The sequence below is a fragment of the Streptomyces sp. NRRL S-920 genome (assembly GCF_000717945.1).
Classification (GTDB): domain Bacteria; phylum Actinomycetota; class Actinomycetes; order Streptomycetales; family Streptomycetaceae; genus Streptomyces; species Streptomyces alboniger.
In genome coordinates, this window is record NZ_JODF01000028.1 from 51313 (window position 1) to 69524 (window position 18212).

At 73.4% G+C, this 18212-nt stretch carries 12 protein-coding genes; 3 read left to right on the forward strand and 9 right to left on the reverse strand.

Annotation, left to right across the window (positions count from 1 at the left end; translation table 11 throughout):
• The first annotated feature begins 172 nt into the window (after positions 1–172).
• Positions 173–2809, forward strand: coding sequence for a D-alanyl-D-alanine carboxypeptidase (locus IG54_RS39675; RefSeq protein ID WP_324615420.1), 2637 nt, complete (start codon positions 173–175; stop codon positions 2807–2809).
• 182 nt (positions 2810–2991) lie between these two features.
• Entirely contained in the window at positions 2992–4893 is a 1902-nt protein-coding gene (locus IG54_RS0120570; RefSeq protein ID WP_030786224.1) for a glycosyltransferase family 87 protein, read from the forward strand.
• 22 nt (positions 4894–4915) lie between these two features.
• Here IG54_RS0120570 and IG54_RS0120575 read toward each other — a convergent pair whose 3' ends face one another.
• The 8 genes from IG54_RS0120575 to snpA all read right to left on the reverse strand — a co-directional run bounded on the left by IG54_RS0120575 (position 4916) and on the right by snpA (position 16842).
• Positions 4916–6202 carry an extracellular solute-binding protein gene (locus tag IG54_RS0120575; protein ID WP_030786227.1) on the reverse strand — a complete coding sequence of 429 codons (1287 nt, stop codon included), beginning with the start codon at positions 6200–6202 and terminating at the stop codon, positions 4916–4918.
• Positions 6199–7365: a hypothetical protein gene (locus tag IG54_RS0120580; RefSeq protein WP_051819720.1), complete on the reverse strand. Its 1167-nt coding sequence runs from the start codon at positions 7363–7365 to the stop codon at positions 6199–6201. The genes IG54_RS0120575 and IG54_RS0120580 overlap by 4 nt, the downstream gene beginning before the upstream one ends.
• On the reverse strand, positions 7362–8816 hold the full coding sequence (locus tag IG54_RS0120585; RefSeq protein WP_030786232.1) for a vWA domain-containing protein: 1455 nt from the start codon (positions 8814–8816) through the stop codon (positions 7362–7364). Before IG54_RS0120585 ends, IG54_RS0120580 begins: the two co-directional genes overlap by 4 nt.
• Positions 8813–11197: a tetratricopeptide repeat protein gene (locus IG54_RS0120590; protein WP_234336273.1), complete on the reverse strand. Its 2385-nt coding sequence runs from the start codon at positions 11195–11197 to the stop codon at positions 8813–8815. Before IG54_RS0120590 ends, IG54_RS0120585 begins: the two co-directional genes overlap by 4 nt.
• Entirely contained in the window at positions 11194–12978 is a 1785-nt protein-coding gene (locus IG54_RS0120595) for a S1 family peptidase (protein WP_030786238.1), read from the reverse strand. Before IG54_RS0120595 ends, IG54_RS0120590 begins: the two co-directional genes overlap by 4 nt.
• 64 nt (positions 12979–13042) lie before the next feature.
• Positions 13043–13909: a MerR family transcriptional regulator gene (locus IG54_RS0120600; protein WP_030786242.1), complete on the reverse strand. Its 867-nt coding sequence runs from the start codon at positions 13907–13909 to the stop codon at positions 13043–13045.
• A 70-nt stretch (positions 13910–13979) separates the two neighbouring features.
• A complete protein-coding gene (locus tag IG54_RS0120605) occupies positions 13980–16010 on the reverse strand; it encodes a transglycosylase domain-containing protein (protein WP_078594309.1) in 2031 nt (676 codons plus the stop codon).
• A 124-nt stretch (positions 16011–16134) separates the two neighbouring features.
• Positions 16135–16842 (reverse strand): snapalysin, encoded by a 708-nt coding sequence (gene snpA / locus IG54_RS0120610; RefSeq protein ID WP_030786250.1) that lies wholly within the window; start codon positions 16840–16842, stop codon positions 16135–16137.
• A gap of 395 nt (positions 16843–17237) precedes the next feature.
• Here snpA and IG54_RS0120615 point away from each other — a divergent pair, with 395 nt between their 5' ends.
• Positions 17238–17600 carry an ANTAR domain-containing protein gene (locus IG54_RS0120615; RefSeq protein ID WP_234336275.1) on the forward strand — a complete coding sequence of 121 codons (363 nt, stop codon included), beginning with the start codon at positions 17238–17240 and terminating at the stop codon, positions 17598–17600.
• Positions 17601–17779: 179 nt separating this feature from the next.
• Here the strand turns inward: IG54_RS0120615 and IG54_RS0120620 are convergent, their stop codons facing one another.
• Entirely contained in the window at positions 17780–17995 is a 216-nt protein-coding gene (locus IG54_RS0120620) for a DUF4287 domain-containing protein (protein WP_030786256.1), read from the reverse strand.
• Positions 17996–18212: the final 217 nt, after the last annotated feature.

Here is an 18212-nt window from a genome sequence, read left to right on the forward strand (position 1 = left end):
CCCGCGCCTCGCGGTGGCCCGCGAGGTCCCGGCGGCGCGGGGCGCCGTTGCCGGCGGGGGGGACGAGGCTCCGGGTACTCCGGGTGCCCCGAGTGGCTCGGGTGACTCGGGTACTTCGGGTGCCCCGGGTGACTCCGGTGACCCGGGTGCCCCGGAGTCCTCCGGTGGCGCGGTGAAGGGTGACGCGCGGCTGCGGGACGCGGTGGCGGCGTGGGTCGCCACGTCGGACGAGTCTTCTGGCGAAGGCGCGGGGGCTGGCGAGGGCGCCGGTGCGGAGGGGGGTGCTTCTGCCGGGGGCGGTGCGTCCCGCGAGGGTGCGGTTTCTGGCGAGGGCGCCGATCACGCGGAGGGCGCTTCTGCCGAGGCAGCGGTTTCCGCTGCCTCCCGCGAGGGGGCTGCTGCTGCCGAGGAGACCTCGGCTGCCGGGGGTGACGCCCCGGGCCAGGAAGCTTTCGCCGGCGGGGGCGGTGCCTCGGGCCAGGACGCTTTCGCTGTCGAGGCCGGTGCCTCGGGCAAGGGCGCCCCGGCTGAGGGAGCCGCGGCTGAGGGCGATGCCCAGGCCGAGGGAGCGCCGGCTGCCGAGGGTGTCACCGCGGGTACGGGAACCCCGGCTGCCGAGGGCGACGCCCCGGCCAAGGGAATTCCTGCTGCCAAGAGCGACGCCCCGACCAAGGAAACCTCCGCCGCTGAGGCCGGTGCCTCGGGCAAGGGGGTCCCGGCTGCCGAGGGTGTCACCTCGGGTACGGGAGCCCCGACTGCCAAGAGCGACGCCCCGACCAAGGAAACCTCCGCCGCTGAGGCCGGTGCCTCGGCCAAGGGAGTCCCGGCTGCCGAGGGTGTCACCCCGGGCACGGGAACCCCGGCTGCCGAGGGCGACGCCCCGGGTACGGGAACCCCGACTGCCGAGGGCGACGCCCCGGCCAAGGGAATTCCTGCTGCCAAGAGCGACGCCCCGACCAAGGAAACCTCCGCCGCCGAGGGCGATGCCCCGGCCAAGGGAACCCCGGCCGCCGAAGGTGCCAGCCCGGCCAAGGGAACCCCGACTGCCAAGAGCGACGCCCCGGTCAAGGAAACCCCCGCCGCCAAGAGCGACGCCCCCGCCCAACAGAACCCCGAGCCCCCCACCGGCCCCGGCACCAAGCCCCCCGCCCCCGACGACAAGTTCGCCGGGGTTGATCAAGCTACCGCCGTGTTCAAGGCTCCCTCCGTGAAGCCTGCCGTGGATCAGCCGACCACCATGCTCAAGCTGGGCGGCGAGGCACCCGCCAAGGGTGCCGGCAAGGGTTCCGCAAAGGGCGCTGCAAAGGCCGGGCGGGACAGTGAGCGGGATGCCGAGCGGACCAGTAAGTTCGTCGCTCTGAAGCCCCTCGACGAGCCGGCCGGCAAGGCCGCGCCCAAGGCCGGGGAGTCGAAGGCCGGGGCGGAGGCCGGGCCCGTGGCCCCTGCCGCTGGCGGGGTCACCCCGCCGCCGCCCCCAGTGGAACGGACCACGCAGCAGCCGCTGCCCCCCAAGCCCCCCATCGACCTGCTCGCCGAGCTGACCAACACCCCGCCGCCGCCCGAGACGCCCGTCCGCACCGCCGTGCGCCGGGTCAAGATCTGGACGCCGCTGGTGCTGCTTTTGGTGGTCGTCTTTGCGGTCGTACAGGCCGTGCGGCCGCTGCCCGCGCCCACCCTGACCCTCACCGCGCAGAAGTCCGTGTCCTTCGAGGGCGACAAGCCGTCCGTGCCGTGGCCGTCCCAGGGACAGGCCGCGATGGACGTCAACGGACTCGGTTCGTTCGGCACGTCCGGTGAGCAGAAGCCCGTACCGATCGCGAGCATCGCCAAGGTCATGACGGTCTATGTGATCCTGCGCGACCACCCGCTGAAGAAGGGCGAGCACGACAGCCCGAAGATCCCCGTCGACGCCGCCGCGCAGAAGCACTACGAGACGGGCAAGCCGGAGAACGAGTCCGTCGTCAAGGTCACCGAGGGCCAGAAGATCTCCCAGTACGAGGCGCTGCAAGCGGTGATGCTGCCGTCCGCCAACAACGTCGCCAAGCTGCTCGCGCGCTGGGACACCAAGAGCCACTCCGAGGACGCGTTCGTCGCGAAGATGAACAAGACCGCCAAGGAGCTGGGGATGAAGAACACCCACTACACGGACCCCAGCGGCCTCGACAAGACGACCGTCTCCACCGCCGAGGACCTCGTGAAGCTCGGCCGCGCCGCGATGGAGAACCCGGTCTTCAACGAGATCTCCCGCCAGCCCAGCTACAAGGACCTCAACGGCGACCAGCAGAACAACTACTTCGGCCTCGTCCCGACCGTCGCCATCGGCATCAAGACCGGCACCACCACGGCAGCGGGCGGCAACATCCTCTTCGCCGCGGAGAAGAAGGTCGGCGGCGAGACCCAGACGATCATCGGCGCCGCCCTCGGCCAGTACGGGAAGAACGGCGTCGCCAACATCGACGAGGTCACCGGGGTGACCCGCAAGCTCATCGAGGCCGGTCAGGACGCGCTCACCGCCAAGAAGATCGTGAAGAAGGGCGACGTGGTGGGCCAGGTCGACGACGGCCTGGGCGGCACGACTCCGGTCGTCGCCACCAAGGACGTCTCCGCGGCGGGCTGGTCCGGCCTCACCGTGAAGCTGATGCTGGAGGAGAACAAGGGCAAGCCCGTACCGCACACGGCGAAGGCCGGGACCAAGGTCGGCGTGCTGAGCGTCGGCGACGGCAAGGGTGACGCCGTCGAGGTGCCCGTGGCCCTGAAGAACGACCTCGCGGAACCGGGCCTCGGCGCCAAGCTGCGCCGCGTCGGCTGAGCCGGGGCGGGAACCAGCCGCACCCCGGCGGGGGGAGGCCCACCCCGGGCCTCCCCCCGCCGTGTGCGTGCTAGCGTCACAAGCTCGGGGGGCAGTACGCCGGAGCCGAGGACGGGGTGTTCCGGGACGGATTCCTCGCAGGCCTCGACCCCGGGGACAGGACGACACGGGGAGAGCCTTCAGTGGCCACAACAGAGCCGACGCGCGCCGAAAACGACGCACAGCCGGACAGCAGCGAGGGCGAGAGCCCGGGCACGGGCCCGCGAATACCAACGCCGCCCTCCCGAGAATCCGACGCGCCCACCGCGTCCACCGCGTCCACCGCGTCCGAGGTGCCCACCGCGGCCGACTCCGCCGTCGACCAGCGCCTGCGGCGCCTCCTGCGCCACCCGGTGACCCTCACGACGGCGCTCGCCGCCGTGCTGCACATCATCTGGTTCTTCGCGTTCGCCAACAGCGGCGGCGACCTCGCGGCGCAGGACGCCTGGGCCGAGTTCGTCGGGCGGCACCCCGACTCGGCGTACAACCTCGCCTGGTACGGCGGCATGCACCCGGTGTCGTACAGCGTCGTCTCGCCGTATCTGATGTCGGTGCTCGGCGTGCGGACGACGATGATGATCGCCGGGACGCTCTCCGCCACCTTCCTCACGATGATCCTGGTCCGCAGCCGGGCCGTGAAGCAGCCCATGTGGCCCGCCCTCGCCGGTGTCTTCGCACTGTTCTGCAACGCCGTGTCGGGCCGTGTGACCTACGGCCTCGGCCAGATGTTCGCGCTCATGGCGGTCGCCGCCGTCTTCTGCTGGCCGTACCGCTGGCGCTACAAGCGGTGGGCCAAGGCCCTGGTCGCCGCGCCGTTCGCCGCGCTCGCCACGATGGGCAGCCCGGTGGCCGGCCTCTTCGTCGGGCTCGTCGCCGTCGCGCTCTTCCTCAGCAAGCGCTACCCGGGCGCGTACGCGCTGGGGGTCGCGCCCGCCGTCGTCGTGGGCCTGTCCGCGTGGCTCTTCCCGTTCTCCGGCACCCAGCCGATGTCGATCGGCTCGGCGTCCCCGCCGCTGATCAGCGCGGTCTGCGTCTACTTCTGCGTACCGAAGCAGTGGAAGACCGTGCGGATCACGACAGCCGTGTACGCCGTGTTCGTGCTCGGCGTCTGGGTGATCAACTCCCAGATCGGATCCAACATCACGCGCCTCGCGATGTGCTTCACCGGCGTCGTGCTGCTCGCCGCGCTGCCGTTCACCGTGAAGAAGTCCCGCAAGTGGTACGCGATCGTGCTGGCCCTCGCCGGGTTCACCGGCTGGATCGGGTACAAGACCGGCGACGACATCGTGCACACGAGGCCCGTCGCGTCCTGGACGCGTGAGGTGTCGCCCCTGATCGACGAGTTGCGGGAGGTGGGCGCCGCCAAGGGCCGCGTCGAGATCGTGCCCGCCCGCAGCCACCGCGAGGCCTCCGCGTTCGCCCCGCACGTCCAGCTCGCCCGCGGCTGGAACAGGCAGGCGGACATGGAGCGCAACCCGCTCTTCTACGACGACACCCTCAACTCCGCGAACTACCGCGAATGGCTCCAGCGCTGGGCCGTGCACTACGTGGTGCTGCCCGAGGGCGAGCCCGACGGCGACGGCGGCAAGCGCGAGGCGCAGCTCATCAAGGACGGCCTGCCGTATCTGAAGCAGGTGTGGGTCGACTCCGACTGGCGGCTGTACGAGGTCGTCGACCCGACGCCGCTCGCCGAGCCGCACGCCGTCGTCGAGCGTGCCGAGCAGGGCGAGATGAAGCTGCGGGTGGACCGGCCCGGACGCGTCCTGATCCGCATCCCGTACTCCCCGTGGCTGAGCGTCGTCGACGCCGAGGGCAAGGGCGTGGCGCGGCCCGAGGAGACCGAGGACTCCAAGCAGCGCCGCGCGCTCAACGACCGGCGCCCCAAGGAGTACGCCAACGTCCACGGCTGCCTGGTGGAGGCCAAGGAGGACCACAACGGCGACGAGTGGGTCGAACTGCTCGCCCCGAAGGCCGGCACCTACCGGCTCGGCTCCCCCTACCAGCTGCCGCGCGGCACGCCCTGCCCGGAGGAGCTGAACCGCTGAGGACCCCGCGCCCGCCCGGCGCTCAGCCGCCGGGCGCCGCGCAGATCCCGGAAGCGGGCAGGCGGCCGGGCCCCGTGTCCGGCGCCGCGTCCGCGCGCACCGCGTCCAGCTGCCCGAGAAGTTCGTCGAGGCGCTCGCCCGTCGGGTTCCCGAAGTACTGAAGGACGGCGCGGTGGAACGCGTCGCGCAGGACCGGCGGCATCGCGTCCGAGGCGTCGAAGCAGAGCGCGCGCGCCTTCTCGGTGAGGATCGCGGCGATGCGCCGGCCCGTCGGGTCGGTGGGCTGGGGGTCGGTGGCGTCCGGGAAGAACGGCCGCAGCTCCTCCTTCGCCTCGGAGCGCCACAGCGTGCGGGCCGTCTTGCCCGACAGCCGTTCGACGAGGGTGCGGGCCGCCGGGTCGTCGCTGAACACGGCGGCCATGTCGCCCGCCACCTCGTAGGCGCCGTCGTGGGCGGCGCGGCCGCGCAGGAAGCCCGCCGACGGATCGGCGCGCACCGGGTCACCGGCGTACACGTACCGGATGAAGGCGCTCTGGTGCTCGTGCGTGCAGCGCGGTGTCACGGAGCCGAGCAGCCCGCGCGGGTCCGCCCCGCCCTTGTCCGCCGGGTCGGGGGTCCCCACGTACGACATGGTGAGGGACTGGTCGACGGACGCCTTGGAGCGGTCGCCGAGGAGGTCCGCCCAGGTCGTCCAGGCCTCCCGGACCCGCGGGTCGCGCCAGCGGAGGCGGCCGGTGGCCCACCGGGTGTAGACGTCGGGGCCCGCCTGATGGAGCAGGATGTCCTCGATCCAGTCGGTGCCCGGCCAGCCCGACGTGGCCTGCGAGGCAAGGCCCACGCACCACTCGGGGGACGCGGCCGACTGGCCTTCCCTGCTCCACACCAGGCTCTTCAGGTCGACCTTGAGCGGCACCCAGTACGTGCGGCGCGTGCCGTCGACGGTGAGCGGCGGGGCCCACGGCGGGTAGGCGCGGGCGGCGGCCGCGGCGGGCAGCGGGCGCAGACGGCCCGCGCGGGCGTACTCGGTGAGTTCGCCGACGCTGTTGAGGATCGCCACGTCCGGCGGGTCGCCCGCCTCCAGCTGCGCGACGAGCGTCTCGCGCAGGGAGCGGGTCCCCTGGTAGGTGTACGTCCGTCCGGTGCCGTCGTCGAGCCTGTTCAGCATCGCCTCGAACGCCTCGCCCTCGTCACCGGTCCAGGGGCCGAGGACAACGAGCGTCTCCTCCCTCTCGCCCGCGCACGCACCGGCGGTGACGGCGAGCAGACAGGCCGCGAGGAAGGCGCGGAGGACGGCGAGGGGCCTGCTCATACGGCGGCTCCGGAGCGGGAGATGAGGACGTACTCGCGGCGGTAGGCGTGCAGCGTGGCGTAGATCAGGCCCGCGGTGAGCAGTCCCACGGGCGCCACCCAGGGCGCGGCCCCGTCGAGCGAGGACAGGCGCCCCTCGGCGAGGTCACGGTCGGCGCGGGCGTCCAGGGAGGCGATGAGGCGGGGGTCCGGGTCGGCGAAGGGCCGCTCGTCGGCGGTGGACTCGATCGCCGGTGAGGTCGCGCGGGACAGCGCGCCCGCCGTGGCCACGACCCGCTGCTGCGCGCGGTGGGCCAGTACCGCGTCGGCCGTCAGGAACGGCACGGCGAGCAGCGGCAGCGCGGCCGCGAGCAGCGGGACGCTGACGCGCAGATGGAAGCGGTGGTGGAGGAAGACCTGGGTGCGCCACAGGCCGAGGGAGAGCAGGGCGAGGGCGATCGCCGCGACGGCGGCCGCGCCGCACACGCCGCCGCCGAGGGCGGCGCGCCCTGCCAACCGGTCGCGCAGGCTCGTCTCCAGCGCGGAGATGCGGTCCACCACGGCGGTCGCGTCGGAGCCGGTGCCCGGCTCGCACGGCGGGTAGCCGCCGGGGCCCGTCTCGCGCGGGGGCGCGGGAGGTGTGCAGAGCATGCTGCGGGCGTACGACAGACCGGCGTCCCGCAGGGCCGGGTCGCCGACGTGGTTCTGCGCGAAGACGATCCAGTTGCCGTAGTCGGCGACGAGCCCGGAGACCACGTCCAGCTCCTGGCGCTCGGCGGTGGACAGAGCGCCGCTGCGGGCCACCTGGTTCAGGCTCTGGGTGGCCCGTGTGGTGCGCGTGAGGTAGCGCTTGCCGATGCCGGAGAGCCGCACCGACTCCCCGGCGGCGAGGCTCTTCTCCGCCTCGCGGTCGGCGATGCGCAGGGACATCTCCGCGTCGGCCAGATCGCCGAGGGCGGGCGTATAACTGCCGCGCAGCGCCGCGGAGTCCGCGCGGATCTCCGCGTACGCCCAGCCGAACGCGACGGACGCGACGACGGCGAGCAGCGGCAGGGCGATCATCCGCTCCCGCACGTAGGCGTGGTTGCGCGGCCGCCGGGAGAGCGGGACGGGCCACAGGGAGCGGCGCAGCCGGCGCAGGGCGTCGGTGGCGACGAGCCGGGCGGTGTGCCAGGAGGCCGTCACCGGGGGCCGCCGGGGGTGCGGGCGCGGGGCGGGCGGCCTCCCGGCAGGACCGTCATGCTCGACTGGATGCGGGCCGCCTCGACGTCGAACCTGGCGATGTGTTCCAGGAGTTCCACCGTGCCGCGCTCGCTGTCGTGGACGCGGACGAGGCGGCGCAGATGGTCCCGCATCGCCGTGTCGCCGGTCTCTCCCGCGAGCCGCCAGGCCGTGCCGAGCAGCGCCTGTGCCTCCGCGCGGGCGCCGCGCTTCAGCTCCGCGCAGGCGCGCTCGAAGGTGCGGTGCAGCTCCTCCTCGTGCTGGAAGTGGGCCACTTGGGGATCGAGGCGGCTGTAGAGGTCGGCGTCGTCGGTCCAGCGCATCAGGACGGGCTGGGGGGCGGGAAGTTCGAGGTGTTCTCTGCCGTGCTCACCGGCGTCGATCTCCACCTCCGTCAGGAGGAGTTCCCTGCCGAGCTGCGCCGGGTCGTAGGGGGCGCCGACGCAGAGCAGGTAGGCGCGGGTCTCCTCACCGCAGGGGCCCAGCTCGTACTCCTCGACGGGGCCGCCCGCGCCGGTCTCGACGCCGGTCAGGTCGGTGCGGGCGGGGGTGAGCGGGGTCCGGGTGGGGTGGACCTGTTCGAAGGAGTGGGGGTGCACCCCGGCCCGGTGGTAGAGGCGCAGCCTGAGGCCGGTCACGTCGCGTTCGGCGGCCCGGCCGGTGAGCGCGGCCAGCTCGCCCGGCAGCCGCGTCAGATCCTCCACTGCCCTAGTCCGCCCGCTCAACACGCCCGCGATCAGCAGCAGTTCGTCCGTCTCCCAGGCGTCCCCGATGCCGACCACATCGCAGTCGAAGACCCCCGCGCACCGCCGGACGCGGTCGTCCAGGTCCTCGCGCGACTCGTAGCCGGGCTCGTTCTTGCCGTCGGTGAGCAGCAGGGCGTGACGTACGTAGGCACCGGATCCTCCTGCGGGCAGGTCGCGGAAGAGGAGCCTGGCCCGCTCCAGCCAGGTGCCCATCGCGGTGCCGCCGCCCGGTGTGCAGTCGTACAGGGCGGCCTCGGCGGCGGCCCGCGACTCGGCGTGCGCGACGGCGAGGCCGGGCCGCCTCGGGTAGATCATGGCGGTCCTGTCTCCCCCGGCGACCAGGGCGAACAAGGCTCCGTCGGGGATCTTCGCCAGCGCGCTGACGGCGGCCGCGCGGGCGGCGGCGAGGCGGCTCGGCGGGATCACCATCGAGGAGGAGTGGTCGATGAGCAGTACCTCCGCGAGGCGGGGGCGGGGGCGGGGCCGGCCCGGGGCCGGACCGTCCGGCGCGGCGGGCGCGAGAGTGCCGGGCCTGCGGACCGTCACCGTGAGGACCGCGTACATCCGCGCCGGTTCCTCCGCCCCCGGCGGCCGGGGCCGGGGCAGTTCGACGACCTGGCTCACCTCCAGGCCGACGCGGGCCCGCGGCCCCCTCTCGTCGCGGCTCAACCACCTTGCTGCGTGGGCGCGTTGTTCCTGATCCAGTTGGTGATCTTCTTGCCCGGCCATGGGGTGTCCCTGTGGTGTCGTAAGGCGAAGGGGCGTACCGCGTAGGCGCGGTCAAGGAGGAGTTCGGCGAGCGGCACCTCGGTGTCCCGCGGGGGTGCGTCGCGAGCGGCCTGGAGGGCCAGGCCCCGGTAGAAGCGGGACAGGTCCTTGCGCAACCGCCGTTCGTCCGGCGGGAATTCGAGCAGCGGGTCGGCCCTGGCGGCGACCGCCCGCAGCTCGGCGCCGGTCATCCGCGGGGCGTCGTCGGGCGGGGCGAGCAGCCGGTGCGCCACGCCCCACACCTCGGCCTTCATCCGCACGCGGGCCTGCTCGTCGGTGAGGCCGTGCGCGGAGAAGAGGCCGGCGAGGCGGCGCAGTGCCGTGCCGAGGCCGTCGGCGTCCTGGGCGTGGTCGGCATGGATGCGGACGGCCGCGGTGCGGGCGGCGGTGCGGTGCCGGGAGTGCTGGGGCACGGCGTCCAGTGCGGCGATCGCGTCGGCGAGGGCGTCCGGGCCGCCGAGGGCGAGCCGGGCGCGGGCGGCGCCGAAGGCCGCGCTGCCCAGCGACGGATTGCGCAGCCGTACGGCTTCGTAGAAGGTCAGGGCCTCGTGGGGCCGCCGCAGGTGCTCGGCGCAGTGCCCGAGGGCCAGCTTCGGCGCGTACTCCCCGGGGATCGCGCCGTACACCCGGTCGAAGTGGTCGCGGGCCTCGGCGACGCGGGAGCGGGCGAGCGCGAGCAGGCCGCGGTGCCAGTCGAGACGCCAGTCGTACGGGGCCTTCGTGGGGCCTATGGCGTCCTCGGCCAGGGCCAGCGCGGTCTCGGCGGCGGGCAGGGCGTCGGGGTCGGTGTCCGGCGCGAGCCGCAGCCGCAGGCGGCAGCGCAGCAGGTGCACCTCGGGGGAGTCCCGCCAGTCGCCGGTGTGCTGGAGCAGCGCCGCGGGGTCGTCGTCGCTGAGCCTGCTCAGCTCGCCGTGGTGGTCGTCGTCCGGGTCGGGGCGCGGCACGGGCAGGCGCCGGGAGACCTCGGGCGGGCCGGGAGGGGGGTAGCGGGGCGCGGAGGGCGGGGCCGCCCAGCGGGACACCTCGGGGGCGGCGCCGAGCCCGCCGTCGAGGGCGTACGCGGACTGGAGGAAGAGCGGCGACGGCTCGAAGGTCTCTACGCCCGTGCGCAGCGACCGCAACTCCCTGAAGACACCGCGCAGTTGCTCGGCCATCTCGCGGGCGGTGGCGAAGCGGTCGGCGCGTCGGGTGCGGGTGGCGCGGCGCAGGGCCCGGGCGAGGGAGACCGGGCCGAGCCCGCGGTGCCCGGCGGACGGGTCGTCCAGCGGGCCGAGCGCGGCCAGGTCCGCGAGGTCGTGGCGGGTCGCGCCGAGGCCGCACAGGGTGCGCAGCGTCTCGCCGAGGCTGAACAGGTCGTCCTGCGGCTGCGACTCACCGCGGTCGCCGACGCTGGGGGCGCGGTAGAGCGGGGTGGTGAGGCCGGGCGCGCCCGCGCGGCGCACGCTTCCGACGTCGATGAGCTTGGTGGTGGAGCCGTCGTGCATGACGTTGGGGGGCTTCAGGTCGCCGTAGACCTTGCCGCGCTCGGGGGCGTGCAGATAGGCGAGCCCGGCCAGGATCCGTACGCCGTACGCGAGCGCGAACTCCCAGAACCGCTCGTGGCCGAACTCCTCCGGGTGCTCGCGGGCGCGGGCCCGCACCTCTTCGAGGTTGAGCCCGTCGACGTACTGGAGGACCAGGAAGTCCCCGACCCCGGGGTGGTGCCCGTAGTTGAACACCCGGATGAAACCGTCGTGGTTCAGCTCGACCAGCTCTTTGCGCTCGCCCTTGAGGAGGCGGTACGAGTCCGTGGCCAGCTCGGCGTGGAGCATCTTGATGGCGACGGCACGGTCGTCGACGTTGGTGTCGCGGGCGAGGCACACCTCGCCCATCCCGCCGTAGCCGAGCGCCCGCACCAGGCGGTACTGGCCGCCGAGCAGTGTGCCGGGCGGCAGCGGAAGCCCGCTCGGCGCCGCGAGGGCGGCGTCCTCGCTGTCCGCGCGGTCCCGCAGGGTGATCTCGGGCAGGACCGTGGGGTCGGGGTTCTCCGCGGGGAGCGTGACGCGGGCGGGGCGGGGCGGGGGAGCGGCGGCGGGGCCCGGCCCGACGATCCAGTGCTGGGAGGGCCCCTGGCCGGAGGAGGGATACGAAGGGTGCGCGGGGGTCGGTGGGTGCGCGGGGTACGGCTCGGTGGAGTGCCGCCCGGTGGCCGGGTCCACGCGCTCCCCGCCGGCCAGGCAGTACCCGTTGGGCGTGAGGGTGCCCGCGCAGCCGGGGTGCGGGCAGGGCCTGACCGGGCTCACCCGCCGCCCTCCGCCTCGGCGAGCCGCCGCACCACCCGCGCGAACGCCTCCACCGCCCGCTCCGCGTCGGCGAGCGGGCACGGCCCGCCCATCAGGAGCTGCTGCGCCTCGCGGTAGGGGCCGACGGCGGCGGGGTGCTCGGCCAGACCGCGCCCGGCGAGGCGTGCCAGGTGGTCGCGGAGCAGCCCGCGCAGCCGCAGATGCTCGTCCAGTACCTGCCGCAGCTCGCTCTCGGCGGCCTCGGCCCGCAACAGGTAGGTGTCCACAGCCTGTTCGGCGTACGAGAGCTTCTCCAGGAAGCGCGGTCCGCCCCGCCCGGCGAGGGGCCGCAGTTCGTTGCTGAGCTGCACCGTCCACAGCGCGGCCCGCGCCGCGTACGCGGTGGCGGCCGGCGGGTCCACGACGTGCGGCTCCACGCGGTGGAACAGGCGCCGCGCGCGCCGCTCGGCGTCGGCGAGGACGTCGACGCGGGCGCCGATCCGCTGCAACCACTGCGCGGCCCGCTCGGCGGGCAGTAAATGCTCGGCCACCGCGTACGGGAAGCCGTGCGCGGTGTCGCGCACGACCAGCAGCAACCGCGCCCCGCCGTCGGCCAGTTCGCGCAGGATCCGCACGGCGGCCGCCGGTTCGGTGGGGGACCGGTCGGCGTACAGCACGGCGACGGCGGGGCGGCGGGGTAAGCCGGTGCGTGGCAGCGCCGCGTGCCGCAGCTCGTGCCGCAACACGGCGAGGGCCTCGCGCAGTTCGGGCTGGGAGGGCTCGTCGAGCGCGACGCCCTCCAGATCCAGTACGAGCCCGATGCTGCCGACGCGCGGCGCGATCCCGGCGCGGGACAGGAGCGGCGCGGCGCTGGGCTCGTCGGCGTCGAGGTCCAGGGGGCTGACGGCCAGTTGCGGGGCCTGTTCCCGGTCGGCCATGTTCAGGACGACGTACAGCGCCTGGCGGGCCCGCTCGTCGTCCTCGGCGATGAAGAGGACCTCGGTGTCCCAGGCGTCCTGGTCGGCGTTCAGCCAGCGGGCCACCGTGCGCTGGAGGCCGTGCGGGCGGGCCGCGCGGGCCGCCTCGGCCGGTACGACGCGGTGGCCGGGGACGGCGTGCGGCCCCGTCACATACCGCTCGGCGAACCGGCGGAAGTACTTGGCGACCGTGGCCGCCGGGATCATGTATCCGTGCTCACCGCTCTCGTCGGCCTGCACGACGATGCCGAGCAGCCGGTCGCCGCCCTCCTCGCGCACCCCGGAGCCGCTGAACCCGCCGCGCAGCCCGCCCGCCCCGGTGAGGTCGATCTGCACCCGCTCGTCGCCCTCGCCGCCGGGCCCCATGCACGCGCCCGTGAGCCACTGGCCGCCCGACCGGAACTCGGGGAAGCCGTCGATGAGGACCGGGGCGCCCCGGTAGTCCAGCGTGCGGTGCAGCCTGACCGGCGAGGGCACCGGCGCGGGCTCGTCCAGGACGAGCACCGCCAGGTCGCCCTGCGCCTTGCCGAAGGGCGGCACCCAGTGCCCGGCCGCCACGGTCGCGGTGCGGTGCGGGGTGCGGGTCAGGCCCTGGAGCAGCGGGAACTCGACCTGTACGCGATCGGGGCGCAGGCCCGTCGCCGGGTCGCGTACGACATGGGCGCAGGTCAGCACGCGATCGCTGCCGAACAGCACTCCCGCGCCGAGCACGTCGCCGCTCCCCGACGCGGCCCACCGCCGCAGCCGGACGCGCCAACTCCCGTGATCGACATCGGGGTTGACGCCCCCGGCCGCTTCTCCCCGCTTACCGTCCCCGTCCCCCATGCTTCCTCAGGATAGGCGCGGGGGAGGGCGATGACGCCCGGGTTGCGTGGGGAGGTGAGTGCCGCTATCCGGCCGAGACCGGGAACGCCACGTCGCACACCTCGTCCTGTGGGCCGCTGCGCCCCCAGTCCGCGAAGTACACCTCGCGGCACGGCCCCGTGATGGTAAGACCCCGCTCGGCGGCCCAGGCCTCCACGGCGTCGTAGGCCGCGATGATCTGCGGGTAGGCGACCTGCGCCTTGGTGATCCGGGTGTAGGCCAGGCGGTGTGCGGGCTCCACGCGGACCTTGGTGTCCGAGGCCCGGCCCTGATCGGCCGCCCAGGACCGGGCCGCCTCGGCGTCGACGACCGGCACGCACGACTCGGCGGGCCCGTCGCTCTCCTCGGTCACGTCCGCGTGGTAGACGACGAAGTGCGGGGCGGCGATGCCCCCGCACTCCTTCGCGGCCTTCTCCAGCCGCTCGGCCGAGGGGCCGATCCAGGCGGCCAGCTCCCCGGCGACCACGTGCCGGGTCTCACTGAGGACGTGCGTCTCCGGCACGTCCACGGTCTTCACTTCGAATGTCGAGTACAACTCGGCGTTCCTTCCCGAGAGTCGTCCACGGAGGTAGGCCGCGAGTGTCCGCTGTTCGGCGAAGCGCTCCTCGATCCCCGCCCAGTAGGCGTCGAGCGAGTGCGCCGCCCGCTCCCCGTCGAGCCGCACCATCTCGGCGATGCCCGCGAGCGGCATGTCGAGCCGGCGCAGCAGCGCCACCGTGCGGGCGCGCTCGACCTGGTCCACGCGGTAGTAGCGGTAGCCACTGACCTCGTCGACGTACGCGGGCGCCAGGAGCCCGAGCCGGTCGTAGAGCCGCAGCGCCTTCGGCGAGAGCCGGGCGCGGGCGGCGAACACGCCGATGGAGAGCAGTTCGTCAGGCGGTGGTGCGTTCACGGGTCCATCCTCCGTCACCGGGCCGGTCGGCCCGGTGACGCAGACTCTGGGCTCTGCCCCAGGGGCAAGGTCAACGGCCGCCGTCGGCCTGCGCGTACGCGCTCCAGATCCTGGGCGGAAGCGCGTTCCCGCGCCCCGACTTGTCCCCGCCGACCCCCGACATCGGCAGCAGCGCCGACTGGCCCCGGCGCACGCGGAATACGGTCACCGCCGTCGAGAGGTCCCGCGTGAACCCCGCGCACCACGCCGTCCGCAGCCGGTCCTGGGCGCCCGTGCGGCCCGCCGCGACCCCGGGGCCGAGGTCCTCGGCGCCCGCGCGGAGGGCGTCCGTGACCTCGCGGGCCACCCCCTCGTCCATCGCGCGCCCCGGCCCCGGCCGATCGAGACCGGGCAGGGCCGTGCCGTCCTTGACGACCTTGGTGACCGAGTACGGGGCGTGCCGCAGCCCGCCGTTGGCGAACGTGCCGTAGGCGGTGGCCATCCGGATCGCGCTGGGCGTCGACGTGCCGATGGAGAAGGTCGGCTCCAGAGGGGCCATGCTCTGCGGCAGCAGCCCCGCGTCGATGGCGGTGCGGCGCACCTGCACCCGGCCGATGTCCTCACCGAGGCGTACGTAGGTGGCGTTGCCGCCGGTGTGCAGGGCCGCGCCGAGCGTGGGGTGGTCGGGGTCCGGCTTGCCCTTGGAGCGGCGCAGGGTGCCGTCGGGGGCGTAGTGGCTGTCGGCCCCTATGGACACCCCGTGCTGGAGCGCGGCGGCGAGCACGAACGGCTTGAACGCCGAGCCGACCGGGACGCCGGACGTGTCCGCGTTGTTGGTGAAGTGCTCGGTGGCGTCGGGGCCGCCGTACAGCGCCACCAGCGCCCCGTCGGAGGGGCGTACGGACGCGGCGCCGACCTGCACGTGCTTGTCGGCGGGGCGCGTTTTCGGCGCGAGGTCGCGCTTGAGCACGCCGCGTACGGCGCGCTCCAGGTCCCGGGTCCTGCCCCGGTCGAAGGTGGTGTGGATCTTGTGGCCGCCGCGGGCCAGCTCCTCGTCGGTGAGGCCGGTGTGCTGCTTGACGTACCGGTTGGCGATATCGACGAGATAGCCGGTCTGGCCGCCGAGGCTGGAGGAGCGCTGCTTGCGCGGCTCGGGGAAGGCGCGGTACTTCGCCCGTTCCTTCTTCGTCATCAGGCCCACCTCGACCTGCCGGTCCAGGATCCACGCCCAGCGCTCGCGCGCCCGCCGGTCGTTGCCCGGACCGCCCGCCGGGTCGTACAGCTCGGCGCCCTTCAGCAGTGCGGCGAGCATGGCTCCCTGGCTGGGGTTCAACTTCTTGGCGGGGATGCCGTAGTAGGCGTGGGCCGCCGCCTCGATGCCGTTGGCCCCGCGCCCGAACCAGCTGGTGTTGAGGTACCCCTTGAGGATCTCGTCCTTGCTCTTCTTGCGGTCCACCTTCAGCGCGATGACGAACTCCTTGACCTTCCGCGTGACGGTCTGGTCCTGCGAGAGGTAGGTGTTCTTCACATACTGCTGGGTGATGGTGGAGCCGCCCTGCGTCTCGCCCCCGCCGACCATGGCGACGACGGCCCTCAGCAGGCCGGTGGGGGAGACCCCCGAGTCCTCGTAGAACGTCTCGTTCTCGGCGGCGATCACGGCGTCCACGGCGGACGGGGCGATCTGGTCCAGCTCCACGATCTGCCGGTTGACCTCGCCGGTGCTCACCATCTGGGAGCCGTCGGACCAGTAGTAGACGTTGGCCTCGCGGCGGGCCGCCTCGTTCTCGTCGGGGATGTCCACGCTGACGTACACGGTGATGAAGAGCGCCGCGGTGACGAGGAGGAGGAGGCCGGTGGTGCCGAGCAGCTGCCGCCAGGAGGGCAGCCAGCGGCGTATGCCCACGCGGCCGGAGCGGGGGTAGTCCAGGAAGCGGCGGCGGGTCCGGCGGGCGGGGTGGGCCGGGCCGCCCGGGAGCTTGAGGTGCCGAAGCCGTGCCAGGAGCCCTGAAAAGGCCGGATTTTTCAGGCACTTCAGGCGCTTCAGGAGCCCCTGGAGGCCCGTCCGCACACGGCGGCGCCGACCGCGGCGGCCCGGCTGCTTTCCCTGAGCATGAGTCCCCATGTCGTGGGAGAGTGTGCCACGCGCGGCCGGGTTGGTCGGGATTCCTTTCTTCTCGCGGTACGAGACAGGCCACCGAGGGCTGAACCCGGCGAACCGGAACCGGATCCGGAACCGAGAACCGGACTCAGCGGATCTTCGTCAGCTCGCCCTCGTCCTTGAGGACGGCGACCCCGCGGGCCCAGATGCTGTCGACCCGCTGCCGCTCCTGGGCGTTGGGCCGCGCGTTGGTGCACGACGGGCCGGGCCCGCCGCCGGACATCAGCTCGCTGCACGGACCCGAGTAGTGGTCGGGCAGCCCGAGGACGTGGCCCGTCTCGTGGGCCGTCACGCGCAGGGAGTTGTACTGCTGGTTCTGCCGGTAGTCCAGGAAGATGTAGCCGTGCCCGCGCCCGTCGGTGTAGGCGTAGGAGCCCCGGGAGTCATTGCCCTCGCGGTACTCGAAGTCGGTCCCGGAGCTGCCCTCCTGGAGCTTCACGTTGCTTACCGAGGAGTTCCAGATCTGGGTGCTCTGGGATATCTGACTGCGGAAGCTCGGGGCCCTGCGCGTGCTGTAGGTGACGGTGACGGCCTGGATGCCGGGCTTCGCCGCCTGCTTCTTCAGCGCCGACTTCATGACGGCTTCGAAGAACTGCCGGTTGGCGGCCTGGCTCTCGCCGTTGTACGAGGACGAGGCGTACGCCGATGTCCGGAACGCGGCGGCGGACTGGCCGGCGCTCTTGTCGGCGGGGGCGGAAGCGGGGGCGGGGGCCGCGAACGCCGTGGGGGCGGTCAGGGTGGCCACGAGCGCCGCGGTGCCGAGGGCGGCGAGGACGCCCGTTCTGGTCCTGTTCATGGGGGTGTGTCCCTTCCGGGATGGAGGCCTGCGGGTGCGGCCTCCGGTCGGGACGAGTATCGGGAGTGCGGGCGGCGCTGGACCGATGCCGTTCGGTGATAGCGCGGTGGCATCAACTCCCCTACGCACAAGGGCTATTCAAGGCGCCCTATGCGATGGATGTCACGTACGCGGTGGTGGGGGGGCGGTGGCGCGGCCCGCGACGAGGGCGGCGCCCGGGAGTCCGCCCGGCCCGCCCGCAGGTCGCCGTGCTCCTGGTAGCTTGCACGCGGCATATGCCCCCGCGCGCACGGCCGGTCTCCGGCATCGGCGGGGAGCGGACGTGAAGGAATTGTGGTGCCCGTCGAATGCACCGTGGCATTCTGGCGCTGGCCCCTACCCCGCCCGGAGGCGATGTGACGTCATCAGACGTGGATCCGCAACGACGACCGGACGAGCCGGCCGATTCGATCGAGCAGGGTGAGAAGGTCGTCGAGCTGCAACGCAAAGTCAGCCAGTTGGAACAGGCTGTCGAATCCCACGCCACGGTGGACCAGGCGATCGGCATCGTCGTCGCGATGGGCAGGCTGACCCCCGACCAGGGCTGGACCGTGCTGCGGGAGACCTCGCAGCACACCAACATCAAACTGAGCCGCGTCGCCGACCTGATAGTCGCCTGGGGCTGCGCGGGCGACCTGCCGGAGGACATCCGCAGGGAGCTGGACGCGAGCCTGGGCCGCGCGCGGGAGACCTCCGAGTGCTCGGGGCCGACGGCGTAACGGGTGGGGCAGCTCTCCACGCTGCGTTTCCAACGAGGAGAGCCTGACGCAGGAAACTCCCGGGCGCCTCCTGCGCTTGGCGCCCCGGGTACCCGGGGTCGTCCCGCCGAACCACCCGGAACGGGTGCGATCCGGACGCCCCTGTCAGGGGCCCCGCCCCCGGGTCGTGGCCGGTCCCGTTACTGGCCCCGGGACTCGGCGAGCGTGTGGGCGACGATCGCGTTGGCGTGCCCGTGCCCGATCCCGTGCTCGGTCTTGAGCCAGGCGACGAGTTCCATGTGCCGGGTCAGCGGCGAGTCCCGCATCAGCTGCTTCCACTCCTCGACCGGCCGCCCGTACTTCTTCTCGATGGAGGGGAAGTAGCTGGCGGGGCCCTTCACCGCGGAGTCGCTCATGGGACTGCCTCTCTGTTCCTCTGCTCGCACGGGCGTGCGGCGCTGTCGGGAGTATGACGACGGGCGGACCGGAAAATAATCGCTGTCGCCCGCGTTCGGCCGACCTTAATATTGGGGACTTCCTGTTTTTCTTCTCCGCAGTGGTTCCGAGGTGACGACTTATCTCCCAGGCCAAGTAGCCGTCCGCGTTCCCCCACGTTCCGATGTTCGGACGTGC

Excerpts from the sequence above, each read along its gene's own strand:
- IG54_RS0120595 (WP_030786238.1), bottom strand. The coding sequence starts at position 12,978 with ATGGGGGACGGGGACGGTAAGCGGGGAGAAGCGGCCGGGGGCGTCAAC.
- IG54_RS0120575 (WP_030786227.1), bottom strand. The coding sequence starts at position 6,202 with ATGAGCAGGCCCCTCGCCGTCCTCCGCGCCTTCCTCGCGGCCTGTCTG.
- IG54_RS0120620 (WP_030786256.1), bottom strand. The coding sequence starts at position 17,995 with ATGAGCGACTCCGCGGTGAAGGGCCCCGCCAGCTACTTCCCCTCCATC.
- snpA (WP_030786250.1), bottom strand. The coding sequence starts at position 16,842 with ATGAACAGGACCAGAACGGGCGTCCTCGCCGCCCTCGGCACCGCGGCG.
- IG54_RS0120605 (WP_078594309.1), bottom strand. The coding sequence starts at position 16,010 with ATGGGGACTCATGCTCAGGGAAAGCAGCCGGGCCGCCGCGGTCGGCGC.